15 protein-coding genes are annotated in these 26,130 nt (G+C 34.3%); 5 read left to right on the forward strand and 10 right to left on the reverse strand.

The features are described 5' to 3' along the window. Nucleotides 1–6: 6 nt before the first annotated feature. The 3 genes from KHA98_RS08615 to KHA98_RS08625 form a co-directional block, all read right to left on the reverse strand. Nucleotides 7–240, reverse strand: coding sequence for a putative signal transducing protein (locus KHA98_RS08615; RefSeq protein ID WP_213257219.1), 234 nt, complete (start codon nucleotides 238–240; stop codon nucleotides 7–9). 6 nt (nucleotides 241–246) lie between these two features. Beyond that, complete coding sequence (locus KHA98_RS08620) at nucleotides 247–999, reverse strand: CPBP family intramembrane glutamic endopeptidase (protein WP_213257222.1); 753 nt, start codon at nucleotides 997–999, stop codon at nucleotides 247–249. A gap of 98 nt (nucleotides 1,000–1,097) precedes the next feature. After that, complete coding sequence (locus KHA98_RS08625) at nucleotides 1,098–1,436, reverse strand: hypothetical protein (protein ID WP_213257224.1); 339 nt, start codon at nucleotides 1,434–1,436, stop codon at nucleotides 1,098–1,100. Nucleotides 1,437–1,799: 363 nt separating this feature from the next. Here KHA98_RS08625 and KHA98_RS08630 point away from each other — a divergent pair, with 363 nt between their 5' ends. From KHA98_RS08630 to KHA98_RS08650, 5 genes are all read left to right on the forward strand, one after another. After that, the gene (locus tag KHA98_RS08630) at nucleotides 1,800–3,530 is read left to right on the forward strand and encodes a helix-turn-helix domain-containing protein (protein ID WP_213257232.1); all 1,731 of its coding nucleotides are present in this window, start codon (nucleotides 1,800–1,802) and stop codon (nucleotides 3,528–3,530) included. A gap of 130 nt (nucleotides 3,531–3,660) precedes the next feature. Next, entirely contained in the window at nucleotides 3,661–3,819 is a 159-nt protein-coding gene (locus tag KHA98_RS08635) for a hypothetical protein (protein WP_213257234.1), read from the forward strand. A 231-nt stretch (nucleotides 3,820–4,050) separates the two neighbouring features. Continuing rightward, entirely contained in the window at nucleotides 4,051–5,751 is a 1,701-nt protein-coding gene (locus KHA98_RS08640) for a S8 family serine peptidase (RefSeq protein WP_213257236.1), read from the forward strand. Continuing rightward, a complete protein-coding gene (locus tag KHA98_RS08645; RefSeq protein WP_213257238.1) occupies nucleotides 5,748–7,946 on the forward strand; it encodes a lantibiotic dehydratase family protein in 2,199 nt (732 codons plus the stop codon). Before KHA98_RS08640 ends, KHA98_RS08645 begins: the two co-directional genes overlap by 4 nt. Next, nucleotides 7,946–8,794, forward strand: a complete 849-nt coding sequence (locus KHA98_RS08650; protein WP_213257240.1) for a thiopeptide-type bacteriocin biosynthesis protein — start codon at nucleotides 7,946–7,948, stop codon at nucleotides 8,792–8,794. The genes KHA98_RS08645 and KHA98_RS08650 overlap by 1 nt, the downstream gene beginning before the upstream one ends. 230 nt (nucleotides 8,795–9,024) lie before the next feature. Here the strand turns inward: KHA98_RS08650 and KHA98_RS08655 are convergent, their stop codons facing one another. The 7 genes from KHA98_RS08655 to amaB all read right to left on the reverse strand — a co-directional run bounded on the left by KHA98_RS08655 (nucleotide 9,025) and on the right by amaB (nucleotide 25,925). Beyond that, nucleotides 9,025–11,976, reverse strand: coding sequence for an FAD-binding and (Fe-S)-binding domain-containing protein (locus tag KHA98_RS08655; protein ID WP_213257241.1), 2,952 nt, complete (start codon nucleotides 11,974–11,976; stop codon nucleotides 9,025–9,027). Between the two features lie 234 nt (nucleotides 11,977–12,210). Then, nucleotides 12,211–14,508 (reverse strand): aminotransferase class III-fold pyridoxal phosphate-dependent enzyme, encoded by a 2,298-nt coding sequence (locus tag KHA98_RS08660; protein ID WP_213257243.1) that lies wholly within the window; start codon nucleotides 14,506–14,508, stop codon nucleotides 12,211–12,213. 148 nt (nucleotides 14,509–14,656) lie between these two features. Further along, nucleotides 14,657–16,792 (reverse strand): beta-galactosidase, encoded by a 2,136-nt coding sequence (locus KHA98_RS08665; protein WP_213257245.1) that lies wholly within the window; start codon nucleotides 16,790–16,792, stop codon nucleotides 14,657–14,659. Between the two features lie 249 nt (nucleotides 16,793–17,041). Beyond that, the gene (locus KHA98_RS08670) at nucleotides 17,042–19,051 is read right to left on the reverse strand and encodes an MGH1-like glycoside hydrolase domain-containing protein (RefSeq protein ID WP_213257247.1); all 2,010 of its coding nucleotides are present in this window, start codon (nucleotides 19,049–19,051) and stop codon (nucleotides 17,042–17,044) included. Between the two features lie 516 nt (nucleotides 19,052–19,567). Beyond that, the gene (locus KHA98_RS08675; RefSeq protein ID WP_213257249.1) at nucleotides 19,568–21,067 is read right to left on the reverse strand and encodes a RagB/SusD family nutrient uptake outer membrane protein; all 1,500 of its coding nucleotides are present in this window, start codon (nucleotides 21,065–21,067) and stop codon (nucleotides 19,568–19,570) included. 22 nt (nucleotides 21,068–21,089) lie between these two features. Beyond that, the gene (locus KHA98_RS08680) at nucleotides 21,090–24,212 is read right to left on the reverse strand and encodes a SusC/RagA family TonB-linked outer membrane protein (RefSeq protein WP_246522236.1); all 3,123 of its coding nucleotides are present in this window, start codon (nucleotides 24,210–24,212) and stop codon (nucleotides 21,090–21,092) included. Between the two features lie 159 nt (nucleotides 24,213–24,371). After that, a complete protein-coding gene (gene amaB / locus KHA98_RS08685) occupies nucleotides 24,372–25,925 on the reverse strand; it encodes an L-piperidine-6-carboxylate dehydrogenase (protein WP_213257251.1) in 1,554 nt (517 codons plus the stop codon). Nucleotides 25,926–26,130 lie beyond the last annotated feature (205 nt).

Here is a 26,130-nt window from a genome sequence, read left to right on the forward strand (position 1 = left end):
GAAAAATTATATCTCGAAATTGTATTCTCCCTTATTAAAATCATCAATTATTTTTATAGCTTCGTCTAGGTCTTCATCTCGTACTTTTAGAATTGCAGAAGCGTTACCACCTGGAGAAACAGACCATGGTTGAATACTCGACATGTATTCATTTACTATAAAAACTGAAATATTATTATTTTCTAATAAATTTTTCACACCCATTACTTCAATATATGAACCTCTAAAAATTTCTATCATCACTATTTATTTTTTAGCTCCTTTATTCACTTCTTGAATTAATTTTATTATAGAAAAACCATATTTCTTATTCATATAATATAATAGTAAAGAAGAAATTATAATATTTATTCCGATAATGGTGCTATTAAGTATTAGACCGGAAAATTTGTAATTCAGAAATTTGATTAGTATAACAATGGCATTAGTAAAAGAATGCAAAATAATAGTGTACGTAACATTTTTACTTTTAGCATAAACGATCCCGAAGATAATACCAGTTATTGTTGCGAATATTATTTGAACAGGTTGGACATGAATGAGTCCAAATAAACAAGCCGAAATAAGAATACTTTTTCTTTGACTATACTTAGTTAGAAGTGATTGTAATAAAATGCTTCGAAACATTAATTCTTCAAAAAAAGGGGCAATAATTATAGAGCTTAAAATAAAGTAAGGTTTCAAGCCAAATCCACTTATTGGAAAAAAAAAGCGATTGATTGGCATAATAAATAGGGTTTCCATAATCCAAACTATTAGTATAGTAAACAGCAAAAAATTTAAATTGATAGGGTAAATATTATACCTAAATTTTGCTCTTTTTCTGAAATTGAATAGACGTTCAAAGAGAACAAAAAATATTCCAAAACCTAAAAAAAGTAAGTTTGTTGCTAAATCCTGATCAACTAGATTATCAAGCACTAAATATTTTAATGGAACACAAGCAACCATTGATAAAGAAAAACTTAATAAAAAATAGAATATATTTTTCTGAAACATTTTTTTATTGTAATATTAATTAAAGCATAATTACCCTACAGTAATTATTAAAGGTAGGGTAATTATTAAATTTGATATTTAATATCTTATTTGTTTTTTTACTTCAAAGTGATGGTGGGTTGTCCAAAAGTTCCTATGCCAACCTTTACATTATCAGCAACCCACGAAACACCGCTAGCTACTAATCTCACACCATTCGCTACTGCTTGTCCGAAATATAGTAATTCATTCTGCTCATTAACATATGGAGTACCTGCCCCCATTGGACTATTATCGGGCCTTTTATCCATTGGAGCACTACCAGTGTTACCATTTAACCTTGCATCCTTTCCAGCATTTGGGTCACGAACTACAAGTTTTCCACCTATAATATTTGCCATACTATTTCTTGTAAGTATATCTTCAGTGTTTCCTAATTTCATTTTTTCTGTTTTCATAAATTTTATTATTTAATGATTAAACATTTTAGAGTACATATTGCTTAGTTTTAAATGGGTTACTTAGCAACTAAATCAATCCCTTATAATTTGGCCAATTACATTTTGAAAAACAATACAATTCTTGCAGTGACGTCCTACTGTAAAAAATGTCTCACTTTTCTGAAGCCAAAACTAGATAAACATGATATTGCCCACAAACGTTGGCTATCGAAATTCATGAATATCGACACTAAATTCAGGAATTTCATTATTATTTATTTTCAAACACCAACATATCAACAAGTTACAAAAACAAAAAAATATAGTAATAATAATACATTTTCATCAAAGTTCTTCTATTTTTGTAAGAAATAATGATGTATGATTAATGACAGATTAACAAAAGTTTTACTAATACTTTTATTTCCGGTTTTTTTATTCGCTCAAATTGACAAAAATGATCTTAAAAAATTATCTTATGATGATTTGCATGATTTGTATTTTAACAATATAGGGAATCAAAAAAAACAAATACTATATACCAATGCTTATATGGCTAAAGCTATAGAGGAAAATAGTAATATTCGAAAAGCCAAAGCTAATTATCAAATTGCTCTATTTTATTATAAATCTGAAAAAAATAAAGCGATTCAATATCTTGATAGTGTTATAAAATATTCAAAAGGAACGAATGATAAATTTTTCCCTACAGCCGCTTACTGCGAAAAAGCCGATTTACTAAAGTTTCAATTTAAGTTTAAGGAGGCCATGCTTAATTACAATCTGGCTGAAAAAAATGCCCTCCAAACCAATATAGATTATTATTATGTAGTAAGGGAATATATAGGCACAACTAAATCAGAAGACTTAGAAGAATATAATGAGGCATTAGAGATCTATAAAGAATGTTATAACTATTACAAAACTAAAGATTTTAGAGCCCCTAAATTCGCCACCAATTATCAAAGTATCATATTTGGAATTGCAGATTGTTATAAATCAATGATGAATACAGACTCTACTTCTTTCTATAATAAATTGGGATTTAATGAATCTAAAATAACCAATAATGAACAGTATCGCTATCTATTTGTTTTAAATGAAGGAGCAAACCAAGTATTAAGGAAGAATTATAATACAGCATTAGATAGTATTAAGAAAGCATTACCAAAAATGATTAAATATGATGATATTGGCAATGTTCTGGCCGCTTATTTTTATATGGGTAAAGCTTATGACGGATTAGGTAAGAAAGCAAAAGCAGCAGAAAACTTTACTAAAGTAGATTCTATCTATAAAATGACAAATGAAATAAGTACAGAATTTATAGATGGATACCCTTATTTGATTAACTATTATAAGAACTTAGGTGACAAAGAAAATCAATTGAAGTATATATCTGAATATATGGTAATAGACAGTACTCTAAAGAAAAATTATAGGGAATTAAATAAATTGGTTTATCAGGAATATGATACCCCGCGCTTAATTTCTGAAAAAGAAAATCTTATCAGCTCTCTAAACAGAGATAAAATAAAAACCCGCTGGGGACTTAGCTTCTTATTTTTGACAACTCTTGGTGTCGGTGGATTTGCATTGTATCAATATCATACAAAAAAGCAATACAGATTAAGATTTGAAAAATTAATCTCCGCAACAAGTATCATAAACAATCAAAAACTTAAAACCGAAAATGAACTAAAAATTGACAATACTAAAATTGAGGATATTGGTATAGCCGAAGAAGTGGTAAGTCAAATTTTAGAAAAACTAAACCAATTTGAAAAACAAAAGGGATATCTGACATCAAATATAACCATACAAATACTATCCAGCACATTTGAAACTAATAGCAAATATGTATCAAAAATTGTCAATGTATATAAAGAAAAAACGTTTACACAATATTTAAATGACCTAAGAATTGAATATGCTGTAAGTAAATTAAAAGAAGATAGTAAACTTAGAAAATATACTATACAGGCACTTGCATTAGAGTTCGGTTTTAATAATGCAGAATCTTTTTCAACTGCATTTTACAAAAAAACAGGTTTAAAGCCTACTTATTTTATTAAAGAAATAGATTTAGCAACGCAAACACAAAATACTTAAAAACAACAACTTAAACAAAAAACTCAACTCGAAATTCAGGAATTTCGATAAGCATACAAACTTATTTTCTATTATACGAAGTTGAGCCTTTATATTTGCATCTATAGTAATAGATTAAAAATTTATAAAGATGAAAACGAAAAAAGAAAAAAAAGAATCACAAAAATTTGGTCTTGAAAAATTTGAAGTAGCTAAATTAAAAAACACGCATTTAATTAAAGGTGGTGGAGATGATTCTATGGATACTGGAAACACTAAAAAAAAAATGGAGCCTTCAGCTAAATGCTAAAAATTTAAAATTAAATCGAGTAAATAATAATGCCTAATTATTTATTCGATTTATTAATAATTAAGTTAAAATTATAGCATGAGAACAAAAGACAAAAAAGTTCCGTTTTCTGAATTATCTAAATCAGGAAAAGTTTTAAATGTTTACAATGCAATGCAACTTGCCGAAAAAATTAATAAACACAGAAAATAAAAGGTGTGAAAATTACATCTAAGAAAAATTAAACCCTAAATGAAATCCACCTTATTTTTTATTCTATTTCTCTTTTTATTAATTGGCTGTAAAAGCAAAAAAGATTTTGCTGTTTCTTCAATAAATTCTATTAAAACAGAACTCTCTACTCTAGAAATGCAAACATGGTACCAGAAAGACAACGTTTTGGATGGAATTCCTGGTATTTCATTAGATAAATGGTATACTTCAAATAAAAAGAAACCCAAGAGTAAAAGTATCATTGTGGCGGTAATAGATACACAGATCGATTTGAATCATGAAGATTTACATGGGCAAATCTGGGTAAATGATAAAGAAATTCCAAATAATGGAATCGATGATGACCATAATGGTTATGTAGACGATATAAACGGTTGGAATTTTAAAGGAACAAAAAATGGAGGTTACGTCGTGTGGGGGAATTATGAGTACGCACGTGTAGTAAGAGAATGGGAACCATTGTTTAAAGATAAGACTCAATCTCAAATCGATCTTAAAGATTTATATGATTACAACGAATATCATAGAGCTTCAATAAAGTTAGAACAAGAAAATAAATTTTATAAAAATTGGTTGAAGTCACTGAACCATAATGTTGTCATATATCCCATGGTAAAAGATACTTTAAAATATTTTTTCCCTAAAGAAGATTATACATACAAACAATTGGACAGTATGTACAATAAGTATAAAATAAATGATAAAACATACAGACAAAGACGTGATGACAATGACAAAGATTTAGGAGCATTAATTAGCTATATGATGATTAGTCTGGAAGTGGACGAAAAAACTTTAAAAGATGTAATAGACAGACAAATCTATCTTGATTCTGTTGTAAATAGAAATGTAAATAAAGACTACAATGATCGTCTCTTAATAGCTGATAATCCTAATATTTTAGAAAAAGGATATGGCAATAACAATGTAAGTAATAAGCCCGAATATCAATCGATACAGGATCATTCTACTAAAGTTTCGGGAGTTATAGCAGCCAACAGAGAAAATAATAAAGGGATAAAAGGAATTGCACAAAATGTTAAGATTATGCCCTTAAATGTTATTCCAGTAGGTGATGAGCAAGATAAAGACATTGCCATGGCTATATATTATGCTGTAGATAATGGTGCAAAAATAATTAATATGTCTTTTGGAAAAGAGTTTTCTTTGCACAAAGAATGGGTCGAAGAGGCATTTAAATATGCCGAAGAGCATAATGTACTTCTGGTACATTGTGCAGGAAACGATGGATTTGACATTGATAAAAATCCATTCTATCCAAATGACAGTGATTTTGAAAATTTTAAAGAGAAAAATTCCAATTTTCTTAGTGTAGGGTCTATCACGCATAGATTGGACAGTACTTTTGTTTCTGATTTTTCTAATTACGGAAAACATAATGTAGATCTCTTTGCTCCTGGAGATGAAATATATTCTACAACTACAGAAAATAGTCATTATAAATTTGACTCCGGTACTTCGTTTGCCGCACCGATGGTAGCAGGAGCTGCCGCAATAATCTGGTCGTATTATCCTAAACTTACTGCGAAAGAAGTCAAACAAATTATTATGGATTCCGGAACTGTATACTCTTTAGAAGTTATACTTCCGGGAACAAAGGATAAAAAAGTTCCGTTCTCTGATTTATCTAAATCAGGAAAAGTTCTAAACGTTTATGATGCGATGCAATTAGCCGAAAAGGTTAGTAAGAAGAAATGAAACCACAATTTAAAATTTTGCCTTTTTCGCAATATGTACTGAGAACCCCTCTATTTCCTGTTTCGGTTTATTTGGATCTTTTACAAAACTACAATTGTGAAAAGGCAATTGCTACTTACAAAAATCCTTTAGTCAGAGAAGCATTAAATCTGGCATCACCGGAACTGGTAAATGAGCTTAACAAATGGGAAAATTCTAAAGCTGATTCTTTTAATGAAAAAAAATCAGCTTTAGAACTTACATTACTCAAATACATTGCAAGAATAGCTTCCCGTTGTACTCCTTTTGGTTTATTTGCAGGTTGTTCTGTAGGGAACATTAGTTCAGAAACTGATATTCTTTTGGATCTTCCTGAAAAACACAAACGATTTACACAATTTGATATGCAGTTTTGGATCGCGACTTTACAAAATATAGCGAAACGAGATAAAGCCATTTTTAATTTAAAATACTTTCCTAACTCTACAATTTATGAATTTGGCGATTTTTACCGATATATCGAATACAAATACGTCAAAATTAAACGTGAGCACAGTATTACTGCATTAAGAAAATCTGATACATTAAAAGAAATAATTTTGAAAACTAATTCAGGGTTAACAGTAACTGAAATGATTTCACTTATTGCAGCTGATGATACTGAAAAAGAAGAAGCGGAACATTTTATTCTTCATTTAATAGATTTTCAGTTTTTGGTAAGTGAATTAGATACCGCTATAACCGGAAATAATGAATATGACAGAGTTTTATCTGTTCTAAAGAAAATATCCGATTTAAAAGATGAATATTTATTTTTAGAAAAAGTACAAAAACAAACTTTGGCTTTAGACTGTACTTTGACACCAACTGTAAGTCAATATCAAACAATAAAAGATGAAATTCAGAAAAAAGGATTTGAATATGATGCAAAATATCTGTTTCAAACTGATTTAGATACAACTACCTATACCAATAATTTAAGTCAAAATATACTTAAAAAAGTCGCTCAGGCCATACAATTTTTAAACGGAATTCAGTCAAAAAGTCAATCCGGAAACCTTCAGGAATTCATTAGCGCTTTTTCTAAAAGATATGAATCCCAAGAAATACCTTTAACAATTGCATTAGATACAGAGGCCGGATTAGGCTACCCTATTCATCAGGACATGGGAGATTCTCATGAAATACTGGAGGAGTTTTCTTTTACATCAAAAAAGAAGGAAATCGAAAATCAAATCTGGACTCCGTATGATTATATTCTCGAAGAGAAACTAAATGAATCTCTTTCTGGTAATACAAAAAAAATAGAGTTATCGGAAAATGATTTTCCGGATTTTGATCCTGATCCCGAAAATATTCCGGTAACAATTTCGGCTATGATTGAAATTTATAAGGACGAAAAAGTATCTATAGAATCAACCGGAAATCTAAGCGCTGCAAAATTGTTAGGAAGATTTTGCAATGGCAATCCTGCAATTCATCAATTAGCGGCAACAATTATTGAAAAAGAAGAACGTTTTTATCCTGATAAAATTTTGGCTGAGGTTGTTCATATTCCACAATCCAGAACCGGAAATATTCTGCGAAGACCTGCTTTAAGAAATTTTGAAATAACCTATTTGGCCAATTCAGGTGTTGAAAAGGAAAATACGATCCATCTGAATGATTTATTTTTATCTGTTAGGAACGATAAAATTATACTGCGTTCCAAAAAATTAAATAAAGAAATTATACCTTGCCTTTCCAACGCACACGATTATTCCGGCAATTCTCTTCCTGTGTATCATTTTTTATGTGCTTTACAGGAACAAGGTATTAAACCTGTTTATAGCTTTAATTGGGGAGTTTTAGAATCCCATTACAGCTATTTTCCACGAGTAGAATACGGAGGCGTAATACTCTCAAAAGCCCGATGGTTTATTGTAAAAGCAGAACTTACTTCTTTATTGAAAAGTACACAATTGATGGATAGTTTTTCTAATTGGAGACTGACTAAAAATATTCCCCGTTACGTTAATTGGGTTAATTCTGATAATACATTATTGCTAGATTTCGAAACTGAAACCGGAATACAATTATTTTTAAAATCAACTCAAAACCGAAATAAAACTATCCTGGAGGAGTTTTTATTTACAGAAGAACCAATTGTAAAGAATAGCAACGGCGAAGGTTTTAGCAATCAATTTATATTGTCATTTTATAAAGAACGTGTTTAATGCAAAGAGATTTTTGTTTAGGAAGCGAATGGTTGTATTATAAAATTTATACTGGTGTACAGACCGCAGATTTTATTTTATTGGAAAAATTATATCCGATTATCTTAAAACTTGAAAAGAAAGGAATTATCCAAAAATGGTTCTTTATTCGATACAGAGATACAGACGAACATTTCAGGATTCGTTTTTTAATAGAAAATAAGAATCATTTATCAAAGGTGATTAATTCTTTGTTTCCTGTATGGAACGAATTATTACAGAACAATTTATCCTGGAAAATTCAGACCGATACTTATAAACGGGAATTAGAAAGATATGGTGAAAATACTATAGAAGAATCAGAGTTTTTATTTTGGAAAGATTCTCAAATGATACTTCAATATTTGGGGTTAAAAAAAACATTTCTAAAAAAAGAAATGGCACTTTTATTTAGTTTTTACTCGATTGATTCTTTTCTAAATTCTTTCACTTTATCTAATTCTGATAAACTAAACATAATGGACAGCCTTCAGCATTCCTTCAAAAAAGAATTTGATGCTGATAAAGTTTTGAAAAAAGAACTGGATAAAAAATTCAGGGCATTATTACCCGAAATGCAATCCTTTTTAGAAGATAACTCTAAAAATGATTTCCCTGAATTTTTCGAAAATATTAACCAAAAGCAAAATCAAATTGCAGAAAAGAATTTAGAAATTAAAGCTAAAATTCAAATTTCAATTTATGATTTTGTGAGCAGCCACATTCACATGATGGTAAATCGTCAATATACCTCTAAACAACGAATGTATGAACTCATTATTTATGATCACTTACATCGCTATTATAAAACTTTGAATTATAATAAGTAAATAACCCGCTGGGGGTAATTAAAAAAATACTGTTTTAACACATAGAAACATAGCCCTTTTTGTCTATAGAAAGTCGTTTCACTTGCATTAACAAACATAGCTATGTGTTAGAAACTAGTTTCTCTTTAAAATCTTTTTAGTGATATGTAAAATAATCTATGTTTCTATGTGTTGAAAATAATTACACTCAACGAGTTAAATAATAATCTTAAAATATATACTGCAATTAACTATCTCAAAGCCTCAAAAAGTATCTCAACCGGATGCTGCGCTTTTCTACCTGTTCCATCTGCAATCTGATGTCTGCAGCTTGTTCCGGAAGCAGAAATTAAGGTAGCGTTTTCTTCGGAACGGATCGTTGGAAACAAGACCAACTCCCCTATTTTCATTGAAATATCATAATGCTCTTTTTCATAACCAAATGAACCTGCCATACCACAACAACCACTCGGAATATTTAGTACGGTGTAGTTCTTTGGCAGTAAAAGTATTTTCTTGAGGGGAACGAGCGATGACAAACTTTTTTGAAAACAATGTCCGTGCATACGCACACGCTCTGTTTTATCCGTAAAACTTACTGAAGTTATTCGGCCTGCATCGAGTTCGTTTGCTAAAAACTCCTCAATTAAAAAGGTTTTGGAGGCGAATGCTTTTGCTTTTTCCTTTAAATCCCCACGGCACAAATCAGGATATTCGTCCCGAAAAGTTAGTATTGCCGAAGGTTCTATTCCGATTAAGATACCTTCTTTTGGAATTGTTTTTTCGAAATCCTGAATGTTTCTTTCTGCAATTTCTCGTGCTTCTTTCAACATTCCTTTAGAAAGATACGTTCTGCCACTGATTCCGATTTTAGGAATTTCAACACTGTAACCTAAACAATTCAATAGTTTAACGGCTGTTTGCCCAATTTCAACGTCGTGATAGTTCAAAAACTCATCATTGTATAAGAATACAGTGCCATTGACAAAATCTCCTTCCTGATGGTAATTTTTCATCCATTTGGCAAAAGTGATTTTATGCATTAAAGGCAGTTTTCTTTCTGTGGCAAATCCGGTTGCTTTTTTGATTGCATTTCCTAAAACACCTTTCGCAGATAAGTTATAAACCCACGGAATTGCTGCAAACAATTGGTTTATTTTTGGAGTATTTCCAATTAATCTGGAACGAAATTTAACTCCATTTTTATCATGATATTGCTGCAAAGTTTCGGCTTTTAATTTCGCCATATCCACATTCGACGGACATTCTGATTTACATCCTTTACAACTCAGACATAAATCCAGTACATCGAGAAGATTTTCATCATCAAATTTATTTGCTTTTGTTGAGGTTGTAATGGTTTCTCTCAGCATATTTGCTCTCGCACGTGTTGTATGTTTCTCGTCGCGCGTTGCCATATAACTTGGACACATGGTACCACCGCTTTTTTCAGTTTTACGACAATCTCCGGAACCGTTACACATTTCGGCGGCACGCACAATTCCGTTATGTTCAGAGAAATCAAAATAGGTTTCCGGCATTGGTGTTTCCTGTCCGGCTGTATAACGCAAACTGGTATCCATAGGCGGCGTATTCACAATTTTACCCGGATTAAAAACACCCCACGGATCCCACGTTTTTTTTACTTCAATAAATAATTGATAAATCTCATCACCAAGCATCAACGGAATAAATTCCCCGCGCAATCTTCCGTCACCATGTTCTCCGCTTAAAGAACCTTTGTACTTCTTGACTAAATGCGCAATATCGGTTGCAATGGTTTTAAAGAGCGCGGTACCTTCTTTTGTTTTTAAATCGATTATCGGACGAAGGTGTAATTCTCCCGTTGCCGCATGCGCATAATGCACGCAGTTTAAATTTCGTTCTTTTAAAATGGCATTAAAATCTTCAATAAACTCAGGCAAATCATTAACATCTACGGCTGTATCTTCGATTACGGCAACGGCTTTAGCATCTCCCGGAATATTAGACAATAAGCCTAATCCCGCTTTTCTTAATGCCCAGACTTTGTTAGTATCTTCTCCATAAACAACAGGAAAATGATAACCTAGATTTTTAGAGCGCATCAACGCTTCCATTTCTTTTGCAACAGCATCGACTTCTTCTTGCGAATCTCTTAAAAATTCAACAGCCAGAATTGCCTGGGGATCTCCTTTTACAAAAAAACGATTTTTGCTTTGTTCTCTGTTTTCCTTAGTACATTCCAGAATATAATGATCGATTAATTCGACACTATCGGGATTAAATTTTAAGGCTTCGATATTGGCTTTTAGGGATTCATTTATGCTTTCAAAATGAATACAGACCAAAGCTGCGTAAGGTTTTAATGCATCGACTAAATTCAGTTTTATTGCAGTCGAAAAAAACAGAGTTCCCTCAGATCCTGCAATTAATTTACAGAAATTGAATTTTTCCGCTGAATCTGTAAAAGGTTTACTGTCTGCAAGCAAATCCAAAGCATAACCTGTATTTCTTCTCGGAATTGATTTTTTAGGAAAATTAGCCTCAAATAAAGCTCTGTTTGTTTGGGATGATAATAGTTCTTTCGCCTTAAGATAAATAGACTGTTCTAATGAACTTACTACATTAATTCCGTTGCATTTATCTTCAAATTCGGCATTTGTTAAAGAGCCAAAAGTGACTTCATTACCATCGGCAAGAAAACCTTTTATTTCAAGTAAATGTTCACGTGTAGAACCATAAACAACTGACCTAGCACCACATGCATTATTTCCAACCATTCCACCAATCATACAACGATTACTGGTTGAGGTTTCGGGACCAAAAAAAAGTTGATACGATTTTAAATGAAGATTCAGTTCATCACGAATTACTCCGGGTTCTACCCAAGCTGATTTTTCTTCCTGATTTACAGAAATAATTTTAGTGAATTCCTGCGAAATATCGACTATAATTCCGTTTCCAACAACCTGTCCCGCTAACGAGGTTCCGGCTGCACGAGGAATAACACTACTGTTATTTTCCCTGGCAAAAGCAATGATTTTCTGAATGTCTTCTTTGGTTTTCGGAATCGCTACTGCCAAAGGCATTTCTTTATATGCACTTGCGTCTGTTGCGTAAAGCAAACGCATGGTGTGATTGTAAAATAGTTTGCCTTCTAATTGTTTTTCTAAACCTTCTAGGTTAATCAAACTCCCGGAAAGGATAGTTTTATCATTCATTTTTATATTTTATTATATAAATTTTGGCACAAAGGTGCAAAGGTACAAAGGCACAAAGCTTAAACACGATATTGTCATTTCGACCGAAGGGAGAAATCTTCGCGAGAAACTCCGCAATCAAAGTCGCCAATCTTTGTCGAATTCCGAGTGTGATTTACTGCGTCTATTCGCTATCGCTCGAGTCTCCCTTCGGTCGAAATGACAAAACTTTACGTCTTTGCAAGATTTCTTTTGCTACAATTCGCTTAAAGCGATATCTAATAGTCTCACCATTTCATCGGCATTTTGCTTATTGAACGGCATTGGTGGCTTTATTTTTAAAACATTATGCAATGGTCCATCTGTACTTAGTAAATAGCCATTCGCTTTTAGTTTTTCGACTACAATATCTATTTCCGGAACGGCAGGCTCCATCGTTGTTCTGTCTTTTACCATTTCTGCTCCAATGAATAATCCGTGTCCGCGAACATCACTGATGATTGGATATTTTGCCATTAAACCTTTTAATCCCTCCATTAAATGATTTCCTGTTTCTAAGGCGTGTTGTTGCATTTCTTCGTTCTGAATAACCTCTAAAACAGCCAATCCTGTAGTCATGGAAACGGGATTACCTCCAAAGGTGTTAAAATATTCCAGTCCGTTATTGAAAGCATCTGCAATTTCTTCTGTAACAATTACTGCTGCCAACGGATGACCATTACCAATTGGTTTTCCTAAAACCACTATATCCGGAACTACATTTTGCAATTCAAATCCCCAGAAATGATCACCAATTCTACCGAAACCAACCTGAACTTCATCTGCAATGCAAACACCTCCGGCTGCACGAACAAAGTCGTAAGCTGTTTTTAAATAGTTATCCGGTAACGGAATCTGACCTCCAACTCCCAAAAGGGTCTCGCAGATAAATACGGCCGGAGCTTTATCTTCTTTTTTTAAGTCTTCAATTATTCGTTGTACATCGGCAGCATATTTTTCTCCTGCATTTGGTTCCCCATATTTATAAGGTCCGCGATATAAATCAGGATTAATTGCTTTATGAATCCAGGGCATTTGTCCTGAACCACCTTTGCTGTCAAATTTATATGGACTCATTTCCATCGCTACAGTCGAAGTTCCGTGATAGGCATGATCGAGTACAATAATATCTTTTTGTCTGGTAAAATGACGACTCATTCTAATAGCCAAATCATTGGCTTCGCTTCCTGAATTTACAAAATAACAAACGCTTAATTTTTCTGGTAATGTTGCCGTAAGCTTTTCAGCATATTCAGTAATAGCATCGTTTAAATATCTGGTATTGGTATTTAATGTTGCTATTTGCTTTTGCATTTTTCTAACTACAACCGGGTGACAATGACCAACATGCGACGGGTTATTTACACAATCAATAAAGGTTCTTCCTTTGTCATCATATAAATATTGCAAAGCTCCTTTTACGATTTTTAATTTGTCATTATACCCGATACTTAAGTTTCGTCCAATCTTCTTTTTTCGAATTTCAAGCAAATCTGAATAATCATTATCATTGATTAATCCGCTAAAACCACAGGCTTTTCTGAAGGCATCCTGCGCTTTGATTGGGTTAATCTGAATGAGTTTGTACAACAAATCCCAGGCAGGTTTTTCGGTAATAAAATGATGTTCATTATTACTGTCTAATGAGGCATTGTAAGCAGATTGTGTTACGCTGATACAAAGTCTTCCAGCAATTAAGTAATATAATAAATCTAGTTCTTGTTCTGTAAGTGTATACGATTTATGATATCCGGCAACAATTGAAGCTGCAACTGCCAACGGATCTTTTTCGTCAAGCATTGCATACGTGCAGGCAATCGCAAGATTATTGATAAGAGCAGTATACACCATATCGCCAAAATCAATTAAACCACTTACCTTATTTCCCTGAACCAATACATTGTAATCATTGGCATCGTTATGAATATAGGCGTGTCTTAAGCGATGAATTTGTGGTACAACTTCGGTATCAAACTGAAGTAAAAAATAACCTGCAATACGTCTTTTCTCGTGATTTAGAATGTGTTTTAAATGGTCTCCGGCTTCGCTCGCGTGGCTAATATCCCAAGTATAATTACGATGCATTGCCGGATGCGAAAAATTAGCCAAAGCATGATCCATATTTCCTAAAAAAGAACCTAAATTATGGTGTAATTCTGTGGTTTTATTCTTTTCATCCACCCAGAAAGTGCCTTCCAAAAAGTTCAGAATTCTTATGTAATAAGTTTGAGAATCTCGTACTATTTTAGTTAGTTCTTCTCCGTATTTATTTATGCTAAAATGCTGAAAACAATTTGAAATACTGCTTTTGGTAAGATGTCTGATGATGGCTACCTGCGCTTCTAAAAATGGAAACGGATGGCTTTCATTGGATACTTTTAGAATGTATTTTTCATTTTTCTCATTTGATAAAAGAAAATTCAATTCATCATATCCATTTAATGCTTTTACGGTTACGATTAATCCGTAATGTTCTTTTACTAAGTCCTGAATAATTGCTTCTGAAAAAGTCATTGTTATTCTGTTAAAATTGTTTTTGTATGTTTCTGTTATCCTGCAAGGTCTTTTTCTGACCTTGTAGGTATATTAAGATTCTACGATCTTTTCGTTCTCATAACTAATACCTACAAGGTTTTGAAAACCTTGCAGGAATGTTATTAATTTATTTCCAAATAATTGACTGCGCCGGTTCTAAAGGATTTTGTCCAACCAGAATTTTACTTCCCGCAGGAATTGGCAGGTTTATCGGTTCATTGGTGTAGTTTACGCCCACATAAAAACCGTCTCTCCACTCTACATAAACTCCTTTTGGTAAATCTTCGATGGCAATTTTTGCTTTCTCGTAAACAGATCGTACAATTTGTCTTTCCAGATTTCCATCTTTACTTTCTGCGCCAATATACGTAACTGTTCCTTTTCCTAATTTTCTCGTAATTGCTGCTGCTTTTCCTTTATAAAACTGATCTGCATAAGTCGCTAAAACTTCTGTTCCCGCTTTCGGATTCAAAACATCTGCCCACGCATTCCATTTATAAGAATTACTTCCTGCATTTACAGTTCCGTTTACATCTTCAACCAACATATCAAAAAAGTCTACATCGGCTCCAATTAACGGTACGATTGGCGCACTCCAGTTGGCTTCAAAAAAATGTCCGTTTTTATCCTTTTGACCTGTACGGCAGGAAAGGATTAAATTTCCGCCATTTTCAACATATTTTGTCCATTTGTCTACCAGTTTTTGATCGATTAACTGATAAGCCGGAGCAACAATAACCGGATAAGCAGAAAAATCACTGTCTTCTGTAATAAAATCCATTGGTGCTCCAGTCGATTTTACAGCCGAAGTATACGTATTTCTATGTCTCCAGGTATTCCAGAATTCAGTTTGTTTTTGATTTTCTAAATCCCATAAATTTTCATGACTCCATAAAAATCCTGTTTTTCTTTTTGCCAGTTCCTGCGGAATTACTGCTTTTGGATTGTATTCTTTACGAAGCAATTTCATATCCTCGATAGATTGCACAAACTCTTTTCCTCCTGGACTTAAAGTTACACCATCGGTTCCAACAATTCCATCGTGATACATTTCGCTGCTTCCAAGCGGGTGCCTGTAACGGTAGGTACAAGTGAAAGAACAGCCTCCGCCAAAAGCTTGGGAAATCCACATGTGAACAGTTCCCGGAAGTAATTGCGGATTTATACTTGCCCAATTTACTTGTCCCGGCTGCATTTCCATCACTCCGGTAACACCATTTATGGATCTGTAATAGTCATTGGCTTCTGAAATTTTATTTGGATGCCCCATTCTGAAATTCTGACCTCCTAACTGATTTCTTCCGCTTACGGGATACATCGTATAAGTTGCAAAATCCATTTTGTCGGTTCTTCTTGGGTCTGCTCCATAAACCACGTTGGTGTAATTGGTTGTAACCCATTGTTTTGGATCGATGTATTTACGAAGTGTCTCCGCTTGTAAATTCAGATATTCTGCTTGTGAATCTGCTGTAAATCTTTTAAAATCTAATATCGCGTGCGGACTTAATTTGTCTTCAAAATATATCTCAGCATTCGGAATTGCAATTTGCTCAAAGTTATTGTAGCAAATGCTCCAGAAACTACCCAGCCATTCTGCATTTAATTTTTCGATGGTTCCGTATTTGGTTTTTAACCATTTCTGAAATCCTTTTTGTGCCGATGGACTAAAATCATCCGGTGCACCAGGTTCGTTATCGACCTGCCAGCCCATGATATTTTTATTCTTTCCGTACCTTTTTCCAAGTTCGGTAACGATCTTTTCTACAAATTCTCTGTATTTTTCATTCGAAACGGACTGATTGGCTCTGTTACCGTGTTCTCTGCGGCGACCGCTTGCATCCATCAGATAAATCTCAGGATATTTTTCGCCCATCCAAGCCGGAGGTGTTGGCGTTGGTGTACAAAGAATTACTTTTAAGCCTTGTTTTTCGGCTATAGCCAATGCATCATCCAGCCATTTAAAATCATATTTCCCTTCTTCAGGTTCCATGAAAGTCCAGGCAAATTCTGCGAAATGGGTAAACTCAAATCCTAGTTTTTTAATGTTTTTTAAATCTCGTTCCCATTGTTCCCTTGGCCATTGTTCCGGATAATAATAAACGCCGATTTGCATTAAATCCGGTTTTGAGAAAAAACGCTGCGGATCTTTATTTTCTGAAACGGTATTTTTTTTAGTCTGAGCAAAAACTGGTGCCGAATTGCAATTTGCAATCAGCAGTCCTGCCATTACTAATTTTGTGAAAGATATATTGTGGTTGAACATACTTTTGTAGTTGTTGTGTTAATCAATTTAAATAGTTGGTGTTAACTCTTTCTGCATCTAATTTATAAAACTAAATTTAAACACATAGAATCATAGATTTGCTTTATTCTTTAAAAAAAGTGATTTGAAAGAAACTAGTTTCTAACACATAGCTATGTTAATTAATGCAAAGTGAAACGCCTTATTTATGTGCAAAATAAATCTCTGTTTCTATGTGTTAAAAATATTCTCTCGCAGATTTAGCTGATTTTACTTTTTATCTTCCAAAAGCAACATTAAATAATGCGAAGCAGACCAGCTAAAATTAAAAGCTTCTAATCCTTTTCCAGTAATGGGCTGATAGTTTTCTCTAATGGATGTACCTTTATCCAGAACCCCTTCGGCATTGTAAATTAATTTGTGGGCCAGTTCGTTTGCTTCTTTTGTGTAACCGTATTTTTCTAATCCGTTTATTCCGAAATAACTTTGATCTAACCAAACCGGCCCTCTCCAATAACCATTATCCGGTTTAAATTTAGGATGATTTGCCGCTAGTGTTGGCAACGGAACAAAAGTGTTTAAACTTGCCGTATCCAGCATATTTACTTTTGCTGCTTTAGCTTGTTCAGGAGTGGCTACTTCTGCCCAAATTGGCAAATATCCTTCGCATCCCATTGCTTTTATCTGTGTTTTTCCGTCAATTGTGGTGTCGTAAAACCAACCTGTTGCAGCATCCCAAAACTGATTCTGGATTTTAACTTTCAAGGCCTCACTTTCTTCTTTCCATTTTTTAGCTTCTTCTGTCAGTTTTAAAACTGCTGCCATTTTACTTAAATAGTTTTTCTCGGCAAATAAAAACGAATTTAAATCAACGCTTTCCTGATCTAATGAATAGGCTTTTTCTCCGTTTTTCAGGATTTTACTGTCATCAAAACGAACAGCATTATCCATTCCGCTTTCCCATTTTGCAGCAATCACAGTTCCATCTGTTGAGCCAAATTCGCATAAACCATCCTGATCGTGATCGCGTTCTTTATACCACCAGTTGTGATATAATTTCAACTTCGGATAAAACTCTTTTATAAAATTAACGTCTTTCGATTTCTCGTAAATTTTCCAGATTGCCCATGCAGCAAGCGGTGCTTTTGTATTGCGGTAATTATTTTCTTCAAGAAGATTGTTTCTGTAAATACAATCGGGAATAAAACCATTTGGTTCCTGATAATCAAATAAAGCACGCATTTGATTTTTGGCTAATTCCTGATCGTAATTGGCAACGGCAACAGCGTGTTTCCAGCTGTCCCAAGCCCAAAAACCATGAAACCACTCGTAATTGTAACTTGGAAAAAGGCCTCCGTGTTTTAATCCTTCTGCAGCAATTCTGGTATTGTTTTGTAATGTTAAAACCAGTTTTGCTACCAAATCAGAATAAACCGCATCTTTGTAAATGCTTTTCTTTTTGGCAATTAATTGTGCTAACAGATTTTCTTTTTCTTTTTGTGTGTTGTTTAACAGTGTATTAAAAACTGTTTTTTGTATCGTTTCATTTTCCGTTTTCCATGAATACTGTGAAAAAATGAAGGTTTGAGAAACTATAATTTCTTTGGTTTCATTTGGTTTTAAAACCAGTTTTTCTGTTTGCGCTTTATAGCTTTGTTTACTGACTTCAATTTCCGCATTTGATTTTAAAAACTGAATATATCCAGTAGCTGTACTTTTTGAAGAGGTAATTTTTAAAGTATTATTCTCTTTTGATAATTGTAAATCATCTAAAAAAAGTGTGGCATTATAAGACGGAAAAAGGGTGATAGCCTTTGCTGTTTTATTGGTAATGCTTGTTTTTTGTAAAGCTGTATGACCGGATAAAAACACCAATTGTTGTTTTACTTCTACTTTTTCATTCTTAAACTGTTGTTCCAAATGGCTGTTGTAGCTGTTTTGGGTAACTAATGAAGTTTTCCAGTTGATGGCTTCCTGCTTGTTTTCGTCTTTTAGTTCAAGCGAAACAAACGAAGAACTTAACCAGACTCCGTTTTGTTCTGTCATTAAAAAAGGTCCAGAAAATCCTGCCTGAATTTCTGTAGTTTCTAAAAATCCAAAGGCAAACCATGCGCCTTTATCTGAGAATGCCAACGGTTTTCTGTCGGTTGCATTGGTTGGATTTCCTTTGTAATTGATACTGTTTTTGGCAGATTCTAAATTAGGATAGCTTTTTTGTGACCAACCTGATTGTATTATAAAAAGGGATGCAAGAATAAAAAGTATTTTCTTTTTGCTCATGTTGTATCGTTTTTGTGTTGTGTTGTTGTATAGCAATAATATACTAAATGTTTCTTTGTGTTACCTGTTCTCAGAAAAAAGTTTGCCACGAATTCCACAAATTAGCACAAATTATTTTAAAAATAATCAACTTAATTAATTAGTGTTGATTCGTGAAATTGCTTCGCCTGTACGCTATCACTCAGGTCGTGGCAAAAAAACTTTAATTGAATTCTTTGTGTTAACTGTATTCAGAAAAAAGTTCGCTACGAATTCCACAAATTAGCTTAAATTATTTTAAAATAATCAGCTTAATTACTTAGTATCGATTCTTGAAATTGCTTCGTCAGTTCGCTATCGCTTGAATCGTGGCAAAAAAAAACTTTAATTGAATTCTTTGTGTTAACTGTATTCAGAAAAAAGTTTGCCACGAATTCCACAAATTAGCACGAATTATTTTAAAAATAATCAGCTTAATTAGTGTTGATTCGTGAAATTCGTGGCGAAAAAACTTTTAATTCTTTGTGTCACAGAGGACTAATTCGTTTGCAGTTCTGTTAATGGAATTGGGTAAAAATTGTTTTTTGCTGCATCAAAACCAGTACGTCCAACGGCATCAAGTGCATCTTTTGTTTTTCCCCAACGACGTAAATCGTAAAAACGGTAATTTTCAAGAGGGAATTCTAAAATTCTTTCGTGCTCGATTTGTGCTTTTACCTCTGCTCCTGTTGTTCCGGTCATTGCAGGCATATCTGCTCTTTCACGAACTTTGTTGATATACGGAATTGCTTCTGCCGGACGCCCTAGTTCGTTTAATACTTCGGCCTGCATCAACAATACGTTTGAATAACGCATTAAAGGAACGTTGATCGCTGTAAATTCCTGATTCATTTTTTCCTGTGTATTTGGAATAAATTTACGGTATACCGGTTTGTCTGTATCTCCAAACTTTTCATCGTAAGTTGTTCCTAATACCAAAGGATTATCAGGATCGTTAAAATACGGATCTTTGAAGAAAAGTGTACTGTAAATACGGGAATCGTAGTTTCCTGTAGTGGCAATTTTTCCTTCTTTTTTGAATTCGTTTACCAACATTGCACTCGGAATAATCTCATCCCATCCGCCAAGTTCAGCAGCAGCCATCCAATAGTGAAGTGCATTACGGTAGAAAGCACCGTTTGCTGTAGTTTCAGAAAATTGAAGTTCAAAGATTGATTCTTTGGTATTTTTAGTTGTTCCGTCAAACATAGAAACGTAATTTTTCACCAACTCATATCCTTGTACTTTGCCAAATGCGGTAAGTGCTTCATTCAGGAAAGTTTGTTTTTGAGCGGTTTCTTCATACGATCTGGTCAAATAAGCAAATCCTAAATAACTGTTGGCCGCACCGCTTGTTGCGCGTCCTGTTTTATCTGAAGATTGTTTTGCAGGCAATACCGCCGCTACAGCTTTTAATTCGCTTGTAATAAAATCCCATGCTTCTGCACGTGTTGATAGTGGAATGCTTAAATCACTTTCTTTTGTAATGTATTTATTTCTGATATAAATCTGATCCCAGTTTAAAATCAGTTTCATATGATAATAAGCACGTAAAAATCGGGCTTCGGCTTCGATTTGTTTACGGTCTTCGTCGCTTATTTTTGTTGTTGGAACTTGAGGTAATTTATCAATAACCTGATTGGCATTACTAATTCCTCTGTAATTAATTTTCCAATAACTGGTAAACTGACTGTTTCCGTTTGTATACGTAAAAGTCGAAAGTTCTACCCAGTTTTGGTAGTTTAATGCATCACTTCCTAATTCGTTAATGTCTTCGCGATAGGCTTCAACCGGCCATTTTATTTCGGCGAAAGACCATCTGTCTGTAGCGCATTCTAATTGGGAATAGGTCGCAGCCAAAGCAGATTCAGCGTCAGCTTTATTTCTCCAGAAATTATCTGACGTAAGCTGATCTGGGGATTGTTGATCCAGATAGTCATCACAACTTGCTAAAGTGAATAAACCTATGGTGGATAATAGTAAAAATATCTTTTTCATGATAATGTCTTATTTAATAGAATTAAAATATATACTGAACACCAGATACAAATGATCTTGTAAATGGATAAACAAAACGGTCTACACCTGTATCAATTACTGAGTTACGTGAGAATTCAGGGTCAATACCTGAATAATTGGTGATGGTAAACAAGTTTTCGGCACTTATATAAAATCTAAGTTTGTCGATTTTTGCTTTCCCTAACATTTTGCTCGGAATAGTATATCCCAATTGCAATTGGCGCATTCTGATAAAATCTCCACTTTCAAGAAAACGATCTGATTCACGGCTGTTTCCGTTAGGATCCTGCAATACGGCGCGTGGCATATTACTATGATTCTCTGGTGTCCATGAGTTTAATGTTGAAGACAGCATGTTGGTTCCTGAATTCATAGATTCGTAGAAATAACGGTTTCCGTTGTATAATTTATTACCCCATCCGCTTCCTATCAAAGCAGAAAAATCAAATCCTTTGTAGCTTGCGCCTAAACTTAAGTTTACTTCCAGTTTTGGTAATCCTGTTCCCGAATACGCTTTATCACTTTCGTCAATAACACCGTCTCCGTTTAAATCTTTAAAACGAATATCTCCCGGCTGAGCGTTTGGTTGTAATAAAACACCATTTTTATTATGAGCGGCTACTTCTTCTGCAGATTGGAAAATACCATCTGTTTTGTATAAATAAAATCCACTAATTGGGCTTCCTACACGTGCTTGGGTTGGGAAATGTTCGTCTCCGTATTTTAATCCTTCCCCATAAATTGTTTGTCCTTCATTTGCCAGTTCTACTACTTTATTTTTAAGTGTAGTCAGGTTTAATCCTGCATTGTATTTAAAATCTTTAACCTGATCGCGGTAGTTTACTTCAAACTCAAAACCGCTGTTGCTGATTTTACCTACGTTAAGAATCGGATCGTCGATTCCCGCAGATGGAGCCAGTTTTTTTGTAATCAGTAAATTATCCGTTACATTGTGGTAGTAGTTCATAGAACCGCTGATTTTTCCTTTTAACAAAGTATAATCAATACCAATATTTTTAGAATCTGTAGTTTCCCATTGCAGATTTCTGTTTTCTAATGCTGTTGCAATACTTCCCGGCCATGGGTTCCCCCCTACACCTTGCACATAACCACTTTTTAAATCATTTCCAACTCTGATTAATGTATTTGCAGAGTAATATCCTAAAGCAGCTTCGTTACCCAATTGTCCCCAGCTTGCACGTAATTTTAAAGTAGAAAGAATCATATCTTTTGGAAAAAAATCTTCCTGTTCGATTTTCCATCCTAAAGCAACAGACGGGAATGTTCCCCAACGGCTGTCTTCTCCAAATTTAGAAGAACCATCTTTTCTAACGGTTACTTGCAATAAATAACGGTCGTTGTAAGAGTAGTTTAACCTGCTGAAAAAAGAGACTCTGTTGTATTGGTATTTTGAACCATCTGCGGTATAAGTTCCTCCTCTTCCGGCACCGATGGTTTCAAATCCGGGATCAAGAAATCCTGATGGACGATCAATAGAAACCAGTTGTCCGTCTTCTACAGAATAATCTGTTGTTTTTCCTTCAACACTAACTTCATTCCAGTTTGATGCCTGACTGTTGAACGTATTCCCCAGCATTAAACCAAAAACATGTTTCCCGAAAGTTTTATCAATTGTAATGATATTGTCTAAAATTTGCTCGCTCCAGGTTGTTCTTAATTCCGTTTGCATTGGGTAAAGATGTACCTCTTTTGGATTTGCAATGTAGTCTGGAAAATGAGCTGTTTGCTGCGTGTTTTTTACACGATAAGAATAAGCCAGTTTGTATTTTAACCACGGAGCAATGTTTGCTGTTGCTGCAATATTTGCCGTAATGTCCTGTCCTACGTCATTACTCTTTTTAAAGTGTTCTTCGGCAACCGGATTTGTTCCTGCCGGTAAACCATTTTTATTTGTCAGTCCGTAACCGTATTGTTCATTTTCGTCGTAAACCGGAACTAGCGGAGCCATTGTATATACTTCTTTCAACTGAAAATTTGGTAATGCGTTCTGAGTTCCTACATAAGCCATTTTTCCGTCAATATCAAAAATTGATTTTTTGAAACTAACTCTTGCGCTTCCTGTTTGCTGACCAAATTCATTATCAATTACGATACCTTTTTGTTTTACGTAATTTCCGTATAATGCAAATTTAAAATCGCCTTGTCTTCCCTGAATTCCTAAACCGTAGTTTTGTGTAAATCCGGAACGGAAAACTTCGTCCTGCCAATCCGTATTTACATCAGACGGTTCTGTAATATAAGCCGGAAGTGCTTTTGGTGAAGTTGCATATTTATTGTACTCATCGTACATTCTTTTGTTTACGGTACGATAACCATCTGCATCTAATAAGTCTAATGTTTTTGATGGATTTGTAATGCTTAAAAAAGAACTAAAATCAACTTTTACACCTTCTTTCTGTCCATTTTTAGTCGTTACGATGATTACACCATTCGCAGCAACAGATCCGTAAATTGCAGCTGCAGCACCATCTTTAAGAACCTCCATAGATTCTATATTCGTTGGGTTTATGGTATTAATAGATCCCTGAAATCCGTCAATAATATAAAGTGGTTCTGTTGCTCCAAAAGTATTAACTCCACGAATTTTTACGCTCACCGCAGCTCCTGCAACTCCACCGCTTTTTTGCACGTTAACCCCGGCAACTAAACCCTGAAGTGCTTCTGCCGGACTTGTTGTCGCACGGGTTTCGAGGCTTTCTTTTTTAACGGTAGAAATAGCTCCGGTAACGTTACTTTTCTTTTGAGATCCATAACCAATAATAACAACTTCATTTAATTTATTGGTTTCTTCCTGCAGCATCACATTCAATTCTGCACGGTTATTTACTTCTTCGCTTTTTCCTATAAATCCCATATAAGAGAAAACGATTACCGGATTTACTAAAGTTGAGGAATATACTAAAGTGTAATTTCCGTCGATATCCGTTGCGGCATTGTACTTAGAATCTTTGATAGAAATACTCACGCCTGGCAACGTATTATTTTTATCATCTGTAACTTTCCCTGAAATGGTCTTTTGTGCTTGCGCGAAAGTCAGACTTGGCAGCCACAGACATAACAGTAAAGGAATAAAATTAAGCTTCCTACTTAGTTTTTTTTTCATTTTGGTCCTGGTTTTTGTTAATAATTTTTTTTTAGTTTTTTAGGTATTATAATTTCATGCGGGTGCATTTTGCCTGGTAATGTGTACAATACATTACCGGACAAAATGCGGTATTCTCCTTGGGATGACTTTTATACTAAGCTTTAGTTCTGATCCGGCTTATAAGTCAAATTTTATTCCTTGTGCTAAAGGCAAACTAGTGGTATAATTGATGGTATTCGTTTGTCTTCTCATGTACACTTTCCAGGCGTCAGATCCTGATTCTCTTCCGCCTCCGGTTTCTTTTTCTCCACCAAAAGCGCCACCAATTTCGGCACCAGATGTTCCGATATTGACATTGGCAATACCACAATCTGATCCTGAAACCGATAAGAATAATTCGGCTTCTCTTAGATTATTGGTCATAATTGCAGAAGATAAACCTTGTGCAACACCGTTTTGGATTGCGATGGCATCTGCAACGGTTCCCGAGTATTTAAGTAAGTACAATACTGGGGCAAAAGTTTCGTGTTGTACAATTTGAAATGAATTATCTGCTTCAGCGATCGCAGGTTTTACATAACAGCCACTTTCGTAACCTTCACCAGAAAGTGTTCCGCCTTCTACAAGAAGTTTTCCACCTTCTGCTACTACTTTTTCTAAAGCTTGTTGGTACATTTCAACGGCATGTTTGTCAATTAACGGACCTACATGGTTTTTCTCGTCTAATGGATTCCCGATGCGTAATTGCTGGTAAGCCGAAACAATAGCATCTTTTACTTTGTCATAAATATTTTCGTGAATGATTAAACGACGTGTTGAGGTACATCTTTGTCCTGCTGTTCCTACGGCTCCAAAAACGGCACCGATAACGGTCATCTTAATATCGGCATCCGGAGTAACAATAATAGCGTTGTTTCCTCCTAATTCTAATAATGATTTTCCTAAACGTCCTGCAACTACCTGCGCAACGATTTTACCCATACGGGTTGAACCTGTAGCCGAAATTAAAGGTACACGGGTATCTTTCGTTAGTAATTCTCCTATTTTATAATCGCCATTGATTAAGCAGGAAATACCTTCTGGAAGGTTATTTTCCTTGATAACCTCAGCAATAATGTTTTGACAGGCTACAGCGCACAATGGTGTTTTTTCAGAAGGTTTCCAAACGCAAACGTCTCCGCAAATCCACGCTAAGGCTGTATTCCAAGCCCAAACTGCTACCGGAAAATTAAATGCCGAAATAATCCCGACAACTCCTAAAGCATGATATTGCTCGTACATTCTGTGTCCTGGACGTTCCGAATGCATCGTTAATCCGTGTAACTGACGTGAAAGTCCTACTGCAAAGTCACAGATATCGATCATTTCCTGAACCTCTCCGTAACCTTCCTGCAAAGATTTACCCATTTCATACGAAACCAGTTTTCCTAAGGCTTCTTTATTTTTACGTAATTTTTCTCCAAACTGACGTACGATTTCTCCACGCTGAGGTGCAGGCATCAATCTGAATTCTTTGAAAGCTGCGGTCGCCGATTCCATTACTTTTTCGTAATCTGCCGCAGTTGATGTTTTAATTTTTCCGATTAATTGTCCGTCTACCGGAGAATAACTTTCCAGGATTTCTCCGTTTGAAAAATGATTTACTCCTGTTGAAGTTCCGTTGTTAATCTCTTTTATGCCTAATTGGTCAAAAACTTCTTTTATTCCAAATTGTAATCCTGTTTCTGTCATTCCGACTTTATTAATGGGTTGGTTGTAATTTTGCAAAATTTTATTAAACACATAGAGACATAGATATGTATCGCGAACAAAAGGCGTTTCACTTAGCATTAATGCACATAGCTATGTGTTAAGAAATGTGTTTCTTTTTTATTGCCTTTCTCAAAGCAAAAAAAACTATGTTTCTATGTGTTAAAATTAATTGCGTCCAAAAATT

The sequence above is a fragment of the Flavobacterium branchiicola genome (assembly GCF_018383905.1).
In the GTDB taxonomy this organism is placed as follows: Bacteria; Bacteroidota; Bacteroidia; order Flavobacteriales; family Flavobacteriaceae; genus Flavobacterium; species Flavobacterium branchiicola.